This window comes from Blastomonas sp. RAC04, assembly GCF_001713435.1.
GTDB lineage: Bacteria > Pseudomonadota > Alphaproteobacteria > Sphingomonadales > Sphingomonadaceae > Blastomonas > Blastomonas fulva.
In genome coordinates this window covers 525,778-539,447 of the sequence record NZ_CP016460.1, presented here as the reverse complement: position 1 = coordinate 539,447, position 13,670 = coordinate 525,778, and the positions used below count along the sequence as shown (strand labels likewise).

The 13,670-nt window shown below is 65.3% G+C and carries 17 protein-coding genes; 6 read left to right on the top strand and 11 right to left on the bottom strand.

The window, feature by feature from the left end; all coding sequences use genetic code 11:
• Window positions 1–7: 7 nt before the first annotated feature.
• The 4 genes from BSY18_RS03665 to BSY18_RS03650 all read right to left on the bottom strand — a co-directional run bounded on the left by BSY18_RS03665 (window position 8) and on the right by BSY18_RS03650 (window position 3,670).
• The gene (locus BSY18_RS03665; RefSeq protein ID WP_069049682.1) at window positions 8–577 is read right to left on the bottom strand and encodes a type 1 glutamine amidotransferase domain-containing protein; all 570 of its coding nucleotides are present in this window, start codon (window positions 575–577) and stop codon (window positions 8–10) included.
• A gap of 84 nt (window positions 578–661) precedes the next feature.
• Window positions 662–1,642, bottom strand: a complete 981-nt coding sequence (locus BSY18_RS03660; RefSeq protein WP_069049681.1) for a magnesium and cobalt transport protein CorA — start codon at window positions 1,640–1,642, stop codon at window positions 662–664.
• Complete coding sequence (locus tag BSY18_RS03655; protein ID WP_069049680.1) at window positions 1,639–2,076, bottom strand: hypothetical protein; 438 nt, start codon at window positions 2,074–2,076, stop codon at window positions 1,639–1,641. Before BSY18_RS03655 ends, BSY18_RS03660 begins: the two co-directional genes overlap by 4 nt.
• 10 nt (window positions 2,077–2,086) lie before the next feature.
• Window positions 2,087–3,670, bottom strand: a complete 1,584-nt coding sequence (locus BSY18_RS03650) for a lysine--tRNA ligase (RefSeq protein WP_069049679.1) — start codon at window positions 3,668–3,670, stop codon at window positions 2,087–2,089.
• A gap of 42 nt (window positions 3,671–3,712) precedes the next feature.
• On the opposite strand from BSY18_RS03650, the gene BSY18_RS03645 reads away from it, so the two are divergent.
• From BSY18_RS03645 to BSY18_RS03635, 3 genes are read left to right on the top strand one after another with little or no spacing between them, the layout of a single operon-like run.
• On the top strand, window positions 3,713–6,640 hold the full coding sequence (locus BSY18_RS03645; RefSeq protein ID WP_069049678.1) for an ATP-dependent DNA helicase: 2,928 nt from the start codon (window positions 3,713–3,715) through the stop codon (window positions 6,638–6,640).
• The gene (locus BSY18_RS03640; RefSeq protein ID WP_069049677.1) at window positions 6,637–7,182 is read left to right on the top strand and encodes a SixA phosphatase family protein; all 546 of its coding nucleotides are present in this window, start codon (window positions 6,637–6,639) and stop codon (window positions 7,180–7,182) included. Before BSY18_RS03645 ends, BSY18_RS03640 begins: the two co-directional genes overlap by 4 nt.
• A gap of 10 nt (window positions 7,183–7,192) precedes the next feature.
• Window positions 7,193–7,729, top strand: a complete 537-nt coding sequence (locus tag BSY18_RS03635) for a GNAT family N-acetyltransferase (protein WP_236823440.1) — start codon at window positions 7,193–7,195, stop codon at window positions 7,727–7,729.
• A gap of 3 nt (window positions 7,730–7,732) precedes the next feature.
• Here BSY18_RS03635 and BSY18_RS03630 read toward each other — a convergent pair whose 3' ends face one another.
• From BSY18_RS03630 to rpmF, 5 genes are all read right to left on the bottom strand, one after another.
• Window positions 7,733–8,104, bottom strand: coding sequence for a MerR family transcriptional regulator (locus tag BSY18_RS03630; RefSeq protein ID WP_442856569.1), 372 nt, complete (start codon window positions 8,102–8,104; stop codon window positions 7,733–7,735).
• Window positions 8,097–8,396: an integration host factor subunit alpha gene (locus BSY18_RS03625; RefSeq protein ID WP_054133195.1), complete on the bottom strand. Its 300-nt coding sequence runs from the start codon at window positions 8,394–8,396 to the stop codon at window positions 8,097–8,099. Before BSY18_RS03625 ends, BSY18_RS03630 begins: the two co-directional genes overlap by 8 nt.
• Before the next feature lie 119 nt (window positions 8,397–8,515).
• Entirely contained in the window at window positions 8,516–9,508 is a 993-nt protein-coding gene (locus BSY18_RS03620; RefSeq protein WP_069049676.1) for a beta-ketoacyl-ACP synthase III, read from the bottom strand.
• Window positions 9,505–10,575: a phosphate acyltransferase PlsX gene (plsX, locus tag BSY18_RS03615; protein ID WP_054133197.1), complete on the bottom strand. Its 1,071-nt coding sequence runs from the start codon at window positions 10,573–10,575 to the stop codon at window positions 9,505–9,507. Before plsX ends, BSY18_RS03620 begins: the two co-directional genes overlap by 4 nt.
• Window positions 10,576–10,624: 49 nt before the next feature.
• Window positions 10,625–10,801 (bottom strand): 50S ribosomal protein L32, encoded by a 177-nt coding sequence (gene rpmF, locus BSY18_RS03610; RefSeq protein ID WP_026091768.1) that lies wholly within the window; start codon window positions 10,799–10,801, stop codon window positions 10,625–10,627.
• Window positions 10,802–11,024: 223 nt separating this feature from the next.
• Between rpmF and BSY18_RS03605 the strand changes: the two genes are divergently transcribed.
• Window positions 11,025–11,423, top strand: coding sequence for an MAPEG family protein (locus BSY18_RS03605; RefSeq protein ID WP_054133198.1), 399 nt, complete (start codon window positions 11,025–11,027; stop codon window positions 11,421–11,423).
• A gap of 160 nt (window positions 11,424–11,583) precedes the next feature.
• On the opposite strand, the gene BSY18_RS03600 is transcribed toward BSY18_RS03605, so the two are convergent.
• Window positions 11,584–12,261 (bottom strand): MBL fold metallo-hydrolase, encoded by a 678-nt coding sequence (locus tag BSY18_RS03600; RefSeq protein ID WP_069049675.1) that lies wholly within the window; start codon window positions 12,259–12,261, stop codon window positions 11,584–11,586.
• Between the two features lie 42 nt (window positions 12,262–12,303).
• On the bottom strand, window positions 12,304–13,011 hold the full coding sequence (locus BSY18_RS03595) for a S24 family peptidase (protein ID WP_069049674.1): 708 nt from the start codon (window positions 13,009–13,011) through the stop codon (window positions 12,304–12,306).
• Window positions 13,012–13,133: 122 nt separating this feature from the next.
• Here BSY18_RS03595 and BSY18_RS03590 point away from each other — a divergent pair, with 122 nt between their 5' ends.
• Together BSY18_RS03590 and BSY18_RS03585 are read left to right on the top strand one after the other, a co-directional pair.
• Window positions 13,134–13,319: a hypothetical protein gene (locus tag BSY18_RS03590; protein WP_069051673.1), complete on the top strand. Its 186-nt coding sequence runs from the start codon at window positions 13,134–13,136 to the stop codon at window positions 13,317–13,319.
• On the top strand, window positions 13,316–13,648 hold the full coding sequence (locus BSY18_RS03585) for a hypothetical protein (protein ID WP_069049673.1): 333 nt from the start codon (window positions 13,316–13,318) through the stop codon (window positions 13,646–13,648). The genes BSY18_RS03590 and BSY18_RS03585 overlap by 4 nt, the downstream gene beginning before the upstream one ends.
• Window positions 13,649–13,670: the final 22 nt, after the last annotated feature.

Sequence of the window (13,670 nt, the reverse complement as noted above, 5' to 3'; positions counted from 1 at the left end):
AAGTTGATCAGACGGTTTCGGACTGCGCTTCAGCAGCCGCCTTGACAGCCATCGCGATCGCCGCATTGAAGGCCGGAAGGTCATCGGGGTTGCGGCTGGTGATCAGGTTGCCGTCGATAGCGACTTCCTGATCGACGACATTCGCACCGGCGTTCTTGAGATCGGTGCGGATCGAACCGTAGCTGGTCATGGTCTTCCCCTTGGCGAGGCCCGCCTCGATCAGCAGCCAAGGTGCATGGCAGACGGCGGCGATCGGCTTGCCGGCGTCTGCGAATTCCTTGATCAGCGCCATCGCGGTCTCGTTGGCGCGCAGCAGATCGGGGTTGATCTGGCCGCCCGGCAGGACCAGCGCGTCATAGTCGGCTGCCTTGGCACCATCGAGCGGCGCATCGACCGAGACGCTCTTGCCCCAGTCGTCACCCTTCCAGCCGCGGATTTCGCCGCTTTCAGGCGAGACGACATGGACGGTGGCGCCCGCGCCGCGCAGGGCGTCACGCGGTTCGATCAGCTCGGACTGTTCAAAGCCGTGGGTCGAAAGGATGCAGATCGTGCGGCCGGTAAGATCGGGAAGCGACATGGGGTATTCTCCGTTGTTGGGGGTATGTCACCCCTACGGATCACCCGGCGTGCGCGTTCCATGGCGGCGGCGTCCGGTCGCGCATTACAGCCACTTCGCCCGTTTGAAGCGGACATACAGCGTCAGGCAAATCATTGTCATCACGCCCAGAATTGCGAAGTAGCCATAGCGCCAGCGCAGTTCGGGCATGATATCGAAGTTCATTCCATAGATCCCCGCGATCGCGGTCGGCACCGCCAGGATCGCCGCCCAGGCGGCAAGCTGGCGGGTGATCGCTCCCTGGCGTTGCTGCTCGAGCAGGCCGCTGGTCTCGATTACCGATGTCAGCGTGTCGCGCAGCCCCGCCACGCGATAGTCGGCGCGCCGCACATGGTCGTGCAGATCGCGGAAATAGGGCACCATGTCGCCATCGATCTGCGGCAGGCTGAGGTTCATGCAGCGCGCGGCGACATCCTGCATCGGGCCCAGCACACGCTGCAGCCGGAACAGGTCGCGGCGCAGAGAAAAGACCGCGCTCGTCTGCTCGCGATCAAGAAACGCGTCGAGCGCGCGATCCTCCATCGCCAGCACACGGTCCTCGAGCACGTCGATGACATCAAGATAGCTGTCGACGATGAAATCGAGGATGGCGTGCAGCACGAAATCGGCGCCATGCGCCAGCATCCAGGGTGTTGCCTCAAGCTGGGTACGGACCGGGCTATGGTCGCGCATCGACCCGTGCCGCACGGTGACGATGAAATGCTTCCCCATGAAGATCGCGGTGTTGCCGTAGGTGATGCGGGTCTTGGCGGCCTCGTCCTCGTCAAGATGCACGGTGCGCGCCACCGCGAACAGATGATCGCCGAACGCCTCGATCTTGGGGAGATGCCGGTGGTCAAGGGCATCCTCGACCGCCAGCGGATGCAGCTTCAGCTGCTCCTCGATTGGCGCCAGTTCATCCTCGGTCGGTTCGTGCAGGCCGATCCACAGCAATTCGCCCGCTGCGGGAACAGGCAGTGGCTGCGCCAGATCGACATCGGTCAGCTTGACACCATCGCGGTACAGGCGCGCCGTAATGACGGTCATCCGGCGACGACCTTGACCCATTCAGACTTGATCCAGCCCGATTTGCAAGGCCCGGCATAGACCCTGTCCGCGCTTACCGGAGAGCCGACCTTGCAATCCGCATCGGGCTCGCGGGTATAGATGATGCCGATCGCGTCGCTGGCATCATCGCTGTCGCACATCCACACCTGCTCGCCATCGGACAGAAAATCGATTGCGTCGGGCGAGGTGTCATCGGCGGGGAACACCATGATCGCTCCCTCGCCTGCACCTGTTATCTCGCCCAGCGCGCAGGGGTCCAGCCCGTCATCGGCCTTGAGCATCACCGGGCGGTTTGCCCCGACGAACGGCGGCTGGGCCAGCGATCCTGTTTGCGGCTGGGCAGGGAACTGGGCCTGAGCCAGCGACCCGGTAACCAGCGCAAGCAGAGCAGTACCCGCAATCATCGCCTTCATGTCGTTTCCCCTAAGCAACGCTATCCAGCGCCTGCGCGATCAGCGTGCGGGTGTTGGCGATGCCGTACAGCGTGATGAAGCTGCCCATACGCGGGCCCTGCTCGCTGCCCAGCAGCGTCTCGTACAGCGCCTTGAACCAGTCGCGCAAGTTGCCGAAACCGTACGCCTCGTCCTTGCCGATGGCGTAGACGATGTTCTGGATGTCCTCGGCGGTCGCATCTTCGGACAGCGCGGCCAGCTCTGCATCGAGCGTCCTGAGCGCATCGACCTCCGCGCCCACTGGCGCGCGGCGCTTGAGCGTCGGCGCGACGAAATCGCGGCCATAGTTCACCGCGTTGTCGATGAGGCTGTCGAGCTCGGGATGCGTCTGGGGCGACACGCCGGGCGCGTACTTCTGCACGAAGCCCCAGACCAGATCCTTGTCGTCCATGCCCGGCAGGCTGACGACATTGAGCAGCAGCCCGAAGCTGACCGGCGGACTGCCCTCGGGCACCTCGCCTGCATGGATGTGGTGCGCTGGATTGCCCAGGCGCTTGTCGGCGTCCTGGTTGTGCCAGCTGTCACGGAACTGGAAATATTCGTCCACCGCGCGAGGAACGACAGAGAGCGACAGCTGCTTGGCCGCCTTGGGCTCGCGATAGATATAGAACGCCAGGCTGTTCTCGCTGCCATAGCGCAGCCACTCGTCGATCGACAGGCCGTTGCCCTTGGACTTGGAGATCTTCTCGCCCTTTTCGTCGAGGAACATCTCGTAGATCATGCCCTCGGGCTTCTGGCCGCCCAGCACGCGTGCGATCTTGCCCGACTGCACGCCGCTGTCGGTCAGGTCCTTGCCGTACATCTCGTAATCGACGCCCAGTGCCACCCAGCGCATCGCCCAGTCGACCTTCCACTGCAGCTTGGCGCCGCCGCCCAGGATCGACTGCTCGATGGTCTCGCCCTCGTCGACGAAGCGCACGATCCCGGCTTCGGCATCGACCACCTCGACCGGCACCTGCAGCACCACGCCCGACTTGGCGCTGATCGGCATTACCGGCGAATAGGTCGCCGCACGCTCTGCCCGCAACGTCGGCAGCATGATGTCGAGGATCGCCTGATAGTTGCGCAGCACCCCGCGCAGAGCCTCGTCGAAATGCCCGCCCTGATAGCGCTCGGTCGACGACACGAACTCGTAATCGAACCCGAACTGGTCGAGGAATGCCCGCAGCATCGCGTTGTTGTGATGCGCGAAGCTTTCGAACTTGCCGAACGGATCGGGGATCTGGGTGAGCGGCTTGCCCAGGTGCTCGCGCAGCATGTCCGGATTGGGCACGTTGTCGGGCACCTTGCGCAGGCCGTCCATGTCATCGCTGAACGCCACAAGACGCGTCGGCGCGCCGCCCGTCAGGGTTTCGTAAGCCCGGCGGACGAGCGTGGTGCGGAACACCTCCTGGAACGTGCCGATATGCGGCAGGCCCGAGGGGCCGTAGCCGGTTTCGAACAGCACCGGGCCCGCGCTCTCCGGCTTGCCGTCGCGATAGCGTTTGATCAGCTTGCGCGCTTCCTCGAACGGCCATGCCTTGGATCGCAGTGCTGCCTCGTGATACGCGCTCACGTGTGTTTCCTTTTCGTTCCGATGCCGCCATAAGGGCGGGTGATGACCGCTTCCCTAAACTTTCCAGCCCTGCATGCAAGCCATAGCGCGATCTGGTTCGCAGCTCCCGGCAAGCCTGCGGTGCGCATTTCCAAGGGCGAGGCAATCGGCCGCGCCGCCGAGACCCCGCTGATCATGCTGAACGCGCCTTTGGTGGCGCAGCGGCTGGGGTACCCCGAGCTCTCCGGGCTCGACCTGCTCGAGCTGTTCGCGTTCGTGCATCCGGCGCAGTTCATGGTGCCCACGCCGATGGGTCTGGCGCGGGCGCTCAAACTCCCTCTCCCGACACTTGCCTCGGTCCCCGGCGAAGGCGGGGGACCATCTCCTGAGTTTTCGGGATTGCTGGGGGGTGGTGACGTAGGGCGCGCAGACGCAAACCTGTTCGATCCCAGTACCGACCGCTCCAACCGCAACCCTTCGGAGATGGGCCCCCGCCTTCGCGGGGGATCAATAAATGCTGATGGCGACGACTCCATCGCTGACTCCGCGATCCCCGCCCTCCTCCACGCCGCGACGGCCGCCCTGTTCGCCACGCTGGAGCGCAGTGACTGGCCGCAGCGTGAAGGCGCATGGTCATCGCTGCAGGCGCTGGCCAAATTGCGCTGGCCATGGGCGGGGGCGGCCGCAAAGCATCTGAAAGCCCCCGAAAAGGCCGAGCGTTGGCTGTTCAGCCGGTTGCCCGAATGGGAAGAACAGCCGCCCCGCGCGCAACCCCGGCAGGTGAGCTTGAGCGAGGACGCGGTCGAGGCGCAGCTTGAGGGGCTCACCGGCACCGGGGCCGAGCGGCGCGAGGGGCAGCGACAGTTCGCGCGGACCGCCGCGCACATCTTCGCGCCGCGCGAACGCAAGTCGGAGCCGCACATGCTGCTGGCGGAGGCCGGCACCGGGATCGGCAAGACCTTGGGCTATCTCGCCCCCGCCTCGCTCTGGTCGCAAGCCGCGGGCGGCACGGTGTGGATATCGACCTACACCAAGGCGCTGCAACGCCAGCTGTCGCGCGAGACCGAGCGCATCTACGGCAACGAGGCCGCGTTCCGCAAACGCGTGGTCATCCGCAAGGGCCGCGAGAATTACCTGTGCCTGCTCAACCTCGAAGATGCGCTGCAGGGCGGCTTCCAGGGCCGTGCGGCGGTGCTCGCACAACTGGTCGCGCGCTGGGCCGCGTACAGCCGCGATGGCGACATGATCGGCGGAGATCTGCCCGGCTGGCTGGTCACATTGTTCCGCCGCGCAGGAGTCACCGCGCTCACCGACCGGCGCGGCGAGTGCGTCTATGCCGGCTGTCCGCACTACCGCAAATGCTTCATTGAGCACGCCGCGCGCGCCAGCCAGCACGCCGATCTGGTGATCGCCAACCACGCGCTGGTGATGGTCAACGCCGCACGCGCGCGCGAGCAGCAGGGTCGCCCGACGCGGATCATCTTCGACGAAGGCCATCATCTCCACGATGCCGCCGATTCGATGTTCGCGGTCGCGCTGACCGGCCAGGAAACGGTCGAGATGCGCCGCTGGATCATGGGCCCCGAAGGCAAGTCGCGCGGGCGCAGGCGGGGCCTGGCCGCGAGGCTCTCCGACGTTGCCTCCTATGACGAACTCGGCGGCCGCGCGATCGAGGCGGCGCGGATCGCGGCCGAGGCACTCCCCGGCGAAGGCTGGCTGGCACGCATCCGCGAGGGCGCAGCCTCGGGCGAGATTGAGCTGCTGCTCGCCGCGATCCGGGGCACGGTGTACGCGCGCGACGAAAGCGGCGGCGAGGATGCGGGCTATGGGCTGGAGACTGAACTTGCAGAGCTCGACGGGCCGCTGATCGCCGCGGCGCTGGAGGCGGCGCGCGCGATCGATGCGCTGCACAATCCGCTGGTGGCGCTGGGGCGGCGGCTCGAGGCGCTGATCGAGGACGGCCCCGACTGGCTCGACGGCCCGGCGCGCGCGCGGATCGAGGGGGCGCTGGCATCGCTCGGCTGGCGGATCGACCTGCTCGCGGCATGGGCGTCATTGCTCGGGCGCATCGGCGGGCCTGCCGACCCCGATTTCGTCGACTGGCTGGCACTCGACCGGTTCGAGGGTCGCGAATACGACATGGGGCTGCATCGTCGCTGGCTGGACCCCGGCAAGCCACTCGCCGAGGCGGTGATCAAGCCCTCGCACGGCGTGCTGGTGACGTCTGCGACGCTCAAGGCCGGGGACGACTGGACGCCTGCCCTCACCCGATCGGGCGCGGTGCATCTGGAAAAACCGCCCGAGATGTTCGAGGCGCGCAGCCCGTTCGATTATGCCAACCAGGCCGAGGTGCTGATCGTTACCGATGTGCGGCGCGGCGACATGGCAGCGCTGGCGGGAGCCTATGGGCGGCTGATCGAGGCGGCGGGTGGCGGCGCGCTGGGGCTGTTTACCGCGATCCGGCGGCTGCGCAGCGTCCACGGGCGTATCGCCGACCGGCTCGCGCAATCGGGTCTGCCGCTATATGCGCAGCATGTTGATCCGATGGAGACGGGCACGCTGGTCGACATCTTCCGCGACGATCCGCGCGCATCGCTGCTGGGCACCGACAGTCTGCGCGATGGCGTCGATGTGCCGGGCCATTCGCTGCGGCTGGTGATCATGGAAGGCGTGCCCTGGCCCAAGCCCGACATCCTGCACCGCGCGCGCAAGGCGGCGGGCGGCGGCACGCAATATGACGACATGATCATCCGGGCACGGCTTGCCCAGGCGTTCGGGCGGCTGATCCGGCGGGCGGACGATCGCGGGCGCTTCGTGATGCTGTCCTCGGCCTTCCCCTCGCGCCTGCTCAGCGCGTTTCCCGCCGGCACGCCGGTGCGACGGGTAACGCTTTCGGAAGCTTTACAAGCGGTGCAATCTGGCGTTTCTGCGCAACCGATGTCGGGCGCACGAATCGATCCCGTGACGGGATCCGGGGGAGAGACGCGATGAAGAAGCTGACCTTGCTGAGGCACGCGAAATCCGACTGGCTGGACCGGTCTTTGCGCGATTTCGACCGCCCGTTGAACGCCCGCGGCCTGCGCGGAGCCCGGGCGATGGGGCTGTACGCCGAGGAGAAGGGCATGGTGTTCGACGCGGTTGTCGCCTCGCCCGCGGTGCGGGTCACCGAGACGATCGATCATTTCGAGACCGCTTATGGCCACACGCTCAACCCCGATTGGGACCGGCGCATCTATCTCGCTTCTTCGGTGACGCTGATCGACGTCTTGCGCGGCGTGCCCGATACCGCCGGCCATGTGCTGATGGTCGGCCACAACCCGGGGCTCGAGGACCTGGTGTTCGATCTGGTCGCAGATGACGGTTCGAGCCCGCTGCGCGATGTGGTCGAGGAGAAGTTCCCGACGGCAGCGCTGGCGGTGATGGATATCGCCATCGATCGCTGGTCCGATCTCGACAACCGCTCGGCAAAGCTGGTGGAAGTCACCCGGCCGCGCGATCTTGATCCCGATCTTGGTCCACAGGACGACGATTGACCACTCTGCCGTGACGACTGCGACCCTGCCCGAAACGATCCTGCGCCGCGCCGCGCCGCAAGACGCGCCCAAGCTGGCGCTGCTGGGTGCCGCAACGTTTCTCACCGCCTTTGCCGCCGATCATCCGGGCCAGGCGCTGGTCGATCACTGTGCGCATGAGCACTCGGTGAAGCGGTATGCCGATTGGCTCGCAAATCCCGATTATGCCTTCTGGATGATCGAAACCCCTCTGGGAGCGCCGCTTGGCTATGCCATGCTGTGCCCGCCCGAGATCGACATCACGCCCGATCCGTGCGCACTCGAACTCAAGCGCATCTACACGCTGCCGGGCTGGCAGGGCGCAGGCATGGGGCGCAGGCTGATCGAGGCGGTGATTGCCGAGGCGAAGGCGCGCGGCGCACCGTCGCTGTATCTGTGCGTCTACACGGTCAACGTGGCCGCGCAGCGTTTCTATGCGCGGTTCGGTTTCGAGAAGGTCGGGCAGCAGAAGTTCATGACCGGCGATGTGCCGTTCACCGACTGGATCCTGCGCAAGCCGCTAGGCTGATGCTCAGGCAGCTTCCAGCGCGCCGGCAAGCCGGTCGCGTATGGCGCGCAGCGCGGACAGATCGATCGATGGCTGCGGCGCAGGCGTAGCGGGTTCGCTGGCCGGTGCCGGGGTCTTGTCTCCAGCCTCCGCCGCCAGCAGCTGCCGCGCACCGCGCACCGTGAACCCCTCATGGTTGAGCAGCTGGTCGATGCGGCGCAGCATGACAACATCCTGCGCGCGGTAATATCGCCGTCCGCCGGCGCGCTTCAAAGGTTTGAGAACATCGAACTGCGCTTCCCAATAGCGCAGGATATGCGGCTTCACGCCCAGTTCGGCCGAAACCTCGCCGATGGTGCGCATCGCGCCATCGGCCTTGGCCACGGCTTCAGTCACTGGACATGATCCTTTCCTTCATGATCTGGCTGGCGCGGAAGGTGAGAACACGGCGCGGGGTGATCGGCACTTCGACGCCGGTTTTGGGATTACGCCCCACGCGCTCGCCCTTGTCGCGGAGCAGAAAGGTGCCGAAACCGGAGATCTTGACGTTCTCGCCGCGCTCGAGCGCATCGGTCATGTGGTTGAGAACGGATTCGACCATCTGCGCGGCATCGGCGCGCGAAAGACCGATCTGGTGGTTGATCGTGTCGGCCAGATCAGCCCTGGTCAGAGTACCAATCGATCGCATACCGCATTCTCCTCACCCGCATATGGGGGGAAGATAACGCAACTGCATTAACAAGGCAAACCGGCCCATCCCTAAAACAACGTAAATTGAGCCAATTGGGAGCAAAATATGACGCGAGGTTAATAACGGATCACCGCAGCGCCCCAAGTCAGCCCGCCACCCATGGCTTCGAGCACCATCAGGTCGCCGCGCCGGATGCGGCCGTCGCGCACCGCAGTGTCGAGCGCCAGCGGGACCGAGGCGGCGGAGGTGTTGGCGTGCTGGTCGACGGTGATCACCACCTTTTCGGGCGGCAGGCCCAGCTTGCGCGCGGTGGCATCGAGGATGCGGGCATTGGCCTGGTGCGGCACCACCCAGTCGATATCGGCGCTGGTGAGGCCCAACGGCTTCATCACCTGCTCCATCACCTCGGCCAGATTGACCACGGCGTGGCGGAACACTTCGCGTCCGCGCATCCGCACCTTGCCGACGGTGCCGGTGGTGGAAGGTCCGCCATCGACATACAGCAGATCATGATGGCGGCCATCGGAATGCAATTGCGTCGCCAGAATGCCGCGTGGAGCGGTATCGCCGTCGGCGGCGGTTTCCAGCCCCAGCACCACGGCGCCCGCGCCATCGCCGAACAGCACGCAGGTGCCACGGTCTTCCCAGTCGAGAATGCGGCTGAAGGTTTCCGCGCCAATCACCAGCGCGCGGCGCGCCATGCCGGTGCGCAGCATGCTGTCGGCGACGCTCAGGGCATAGAGGAAGCCCGAACAGACCGCCGCGACATCGAAGGCGATACCGCCAACCATGCCGATTGCCGCCTGGACCTTGGTCGCGGTGGCGGGAAAGGTGTGGTCGGGCGTCGCGGTGGCCAGCACGATGAGGTCGACATCCGAGCCCTGCAGACCGGCAGCATCGAGCGCAGCGCGCGCGGCGCCGATCGCCAGCGTCGAGGTGGTCTCGTCCGGCCCTGCCAGATAGCGGAACTTGATCCCGGTACGCTCGGTGATCCAGTCGTCGGAGGTGTCGACGGTCTCGGCCAGTTCGGCATTTGATACCCGCCGCGCAGGCAGCTGAGATCCCGTGCCCAGGATGACACAGTGTTCGGCCGGGGTCTGTTGGGTCATTTCGGTGATTCGCCCGATCCGTTGGTGCTTGCGCCGTTGCTGGCGATCGCACTGGTGTCGAAGTCCTTCAGGACATCGCCAATCCGCTGGGTGATGTTGTCTTCCACCAGCCGCGCCGCGACTTCCACCGCATTGGCCACGCCCTTGATGCTGGCTGAGCCATGGCTTTTGACCACCACGCCGTTGAGCCCCAGAAAGACCGCGCCGTTGTGGTTGTTGGGATCGAGGTGATGCCGCAGCAGATCGGTCGCGGGGCGCGAGATCAGGAAACCGATCTTCGAGCGCAGCGACGACTGAAAGCTGCGCTTGAGCAGGTCGGTCACAAAGCGCGCGGTACCCTCGAGCGACTTGAGCGCGATGTTGCCCGAAAAGCCATCGGTTACCAGCACATCGATATCGCCGCGCGAGATCTTGTCCGCTTCGGTGAAGCCCTGGAAATCCATCGGCAGGTGTGTGGCGGTGCGCAGCGCGGCAGCGGCATCGCGCAGCGCATCGGTGCCCTTGGAATCCTCGGTGCCGATGTTGAGCAGCCGGGTGCGCGGCTTTTCGAAGCCGAAGATGATCTGCGAATAGACCGCGCCCATGACCGCGAACTGGACCAGATTGCGGGCATCGCAATCGGTGTTGGCACCCAGATCCAGCATCACCAGATCTGTGTCTTCCAGCGTGGGCAGCAAGGCGGCGAGCGCGGGCCGGTCGATCCCCGGCATGGTGCGCAGGGCAAGCTTGGCCATCGCCATCAGCGCGCCGGTGTTGCCGGCGCTGACCGCAGCACCGACCTCGCCCGACTTCACTGCCTGGATCGCCAGGCCCATGGATGAATTCTTGGATTTCCGCAGCGCCTGGCTCGGCTTGTCCTCCCCCCGCACAACCTCGTCGGTGTGCAGGATTTCGGACGCAGCGCGCAAATTGGGGTGGTTGTCCAGCCCCGCCTTGATTTGCTTTTCATCCCCGACCAGCAAGAAGGTGAAGCGCTCGTGCCTATGGCGTGCCTCTGCAGCACCCCCCAGCATCACGCGCACGCCTTCATCACCGCCCATCGCATCAATCGCGATCCGCGGCTTCATTGGCACCGGTTAATCCCCCTGAAAAAGTGCAAAGGCCGTCTGATCTGGATCAGGCGACTGCAAGCACCTCACGGCCGTTATAATGGCCGCATGCGCCGCAAACATGGTGCGGGCGCTTCAGTTCACCACAGTTCGAGCATTCGCTGAACGCATCGACGGTCAGCGAATCGTGGCTGCGACGCATGCCGCGCTTGGAGGGTGAGGTTTTTCTTTTAGGAACAGCCATGGCAGGATCTGCTTACCTTATCTGCTTGTCTATCAATGCGATAATGCCATGTTTTCCGAAGCAGGCGCGTCTAGCGCAGTCTGCCGGTGGAGCAACAAAGCCCATTCGCGTGCGAAGGCGGGGCTATAGCGAAAATCTCGTGCGTTGCAAGCATTGTCACGCTAGGCCCGCCGCACAATTTGCCGCGCTTTCCTTGCGGCGAGACTTGAGGGGAGCCTATCACATGAACCTGCCGCTGACACTGACCATGGCCGCTGCCGCCGGACTGATCAACATCTGGCTCGCCATCCGCATCGGCCAGGTGCGCACCAGCCAGAAGGTGAGCGTGGGCGATGGCGGCAACGAGTTCGTCATCCGCCGCATGCGCGCGCAGGCCAATTTCGTTGAGTTCACCCCCTTCGTGCTGATCCTGATCGCCGGCCTCGAAGCCTCGGGCTTTGCCGCGACCTGGATGTGGGTGGTGGGCGTTATCTACATGATCGGACGGCTTGCGCACGGCCTGGGCATGGATGGCGGCGCGTTCAAGCTGGGCCGCATGATCGGCACGCTGACCACGTTGCTGACGCTGCTCGGGCTGTCGGGTTATGCGGTGTATGTGGCGAGCGTGCTGCCGGTGGCGTGAGCGATTTCCCCACCCGCTCCAAAAGCTCCCCTCCCTCTGAGGGAGGGGCTGGGGGTGGGTAGGCCGTTACAGAAAAGCCGTCCGCCCTATACCGCCGCGACCCACCCCTAACCCCTCCCTGACCAGGGAGGGGAACGCGCAAAGCGCTAGGGATTCGGCTTTACGCCAGCACGTGATCCGCAACGAACCCGTTGCGCTGGCGCTCGAAGCCGAAGTTGCTGGTCGGGCCGTGCCCCGGAACGAACACCGTCTCGTTGCCCAGCGGCCACAGCTTCTGCGTGATCGAATCGATCAGGTCCTGGTGGTTGCCGCGCGGAAAGTCGGTGCGGCCGATCGATCCCTGGAAGATCACGTCGCCGACGATCGCCAGCTTCGATGGCGCGTGGTGGAAGACAATGTGCCCCGGCGTGTGCCCCGGGCAATGGATGACATCGAGCACCAGATTGCCGACCGTGACGGTATCGCCATCCTTGAGCCAGCGATCAGGCTCGAACACCGCGCCTGCGATCCCGTAATTGCGGCCGTCATCGTCCAACCGCGAGATCCAGAACCGGTCTTCCTCGTGCGGCCCCTCGATGGTCAGGCCTAGCTCCTTCGCCAGCGTGCCGGTCTCGCCGCAATGGTCGATATGGCCATGCGTCACCAGCAACTTTTCCAGCGTCACCCCGGCCTGCGCCACAGCCGCCTTGAGCTTGGGCAGATCGCCACCCGGATCGATCAGCGCGCCCTTCATCGTCTGCGTGCACCACATCAATGTGCAGTTCTGCTGCAGCGGCGTCACGGGGATGATCGCGGCGCGAAGCGGCGGCTGGGCTGGATTGGCGGAGGTGTCGGTCATACAAGGCTATGTGGCAAGGATGCGGGGCACGTGCAAGCTTGGTCAAACCCGCCGCCCGGCCCAGATCACTCTCCCGACAATGCTGACGCCGTCCGGCGCAACGTCCGGATAGCTGGGGTAGAGCGCATTGTCGGACGTCACCGACAACCGCCCATCCGGACGGAATGCCAGCCGCTTGACGATCAGCGCGTCGTCCATGCGCAGCACATGGATGCCATCGCGGCGGCGCGGGGCAGCGCCCTGATGCGTTGCGACGAGGATGTCGTCGCCATCGCTGAGCGTCGGCGCCATCGAATCACCTTCGACCTGGATCATCGTTACCGCATCCGATCCCGCGCCTAGCCGCCGGAGCCAGGCCTCGTCGAACGCGATTTCGGCGAGCGGGGATTCGTTGTCCGGCAAGGCCCCTGCCCCCGCCGAGGCGCCGACCGCCAGCCGGGGGATCAGCCGCATCCGTGATGGCAGACCGCGCGCGGCGCCTGTGCGTTGCAGACCCTGACGGACGGGAAGCCCGCTGCGGCGCGGCGCGGGCATATCATCATCGGGCGCGCCCAATTGCTGTTCGGACACGCCGAAGAACTGCGCCAGCAGCCGCCGGTCGCGCTCGTCGAGGCGCTTGGGACTGCCCCGGCGGATGAACTGCTGGACGTAGGACGGGTTCTTGCCGAGCAGCTGCGAGACGCCGGCAAAGCTCAGCCCCCGCGCCTCGATCAGCGCCTCCAGCGTCCGGCGAACGTCGTCTGTGTCCATAACGGATATATAGCATAGGAGATTTCCTTTTCAAGGATATTTCCTACACATGGCGAATCGCCTATAGGAATAATCCTACCGCATTGCGGGCCGGATCGTCGGTCGTCGAAAGGAGAATGCTGATGCCGCTGCTGCGCCTGATCGAAATCTTCCTGCGCGAAACGGGAATGCCGCGCACCCGCTTCGGCCGGCTGTGCGCAGGCGACCCCCGCCTGGTCGATGATCTGCGCAATGGCCGCGAGCCACGCGAGGCCTTGCGGAAACGCGTAGAACATTTCATGAACATTTACCGTCAGGAGCAGGCATGATTCACCATACCATCCGTCACGACCCCGCCACCGCGCTGATCCGCGCGGTGCTGTCGCTGGCAAGGGGGGATGCCGAACTGGAGGAGCATCGCGGCACCAGCTGGGCCAGCGCAACCTTCACCGGGATGCGGCATGTCATGCGGCTGAGGTTCAACGGCGATCAGGCTGTGCAGACCGCGCAATGGCTTGCCCGCATGCTGCCCGAGCACGAGTTCGCCTTTTCCGGACACCTGGTCGCGGATATCGCGATTACCGACACCCACCGTCGCAACGAAGGCATGCCGATCATGACGCTCGTGATCGAGGCGCTGACCGTGGAGGCGGACTGATCCGCCTCCGCCGCCCGAGGCG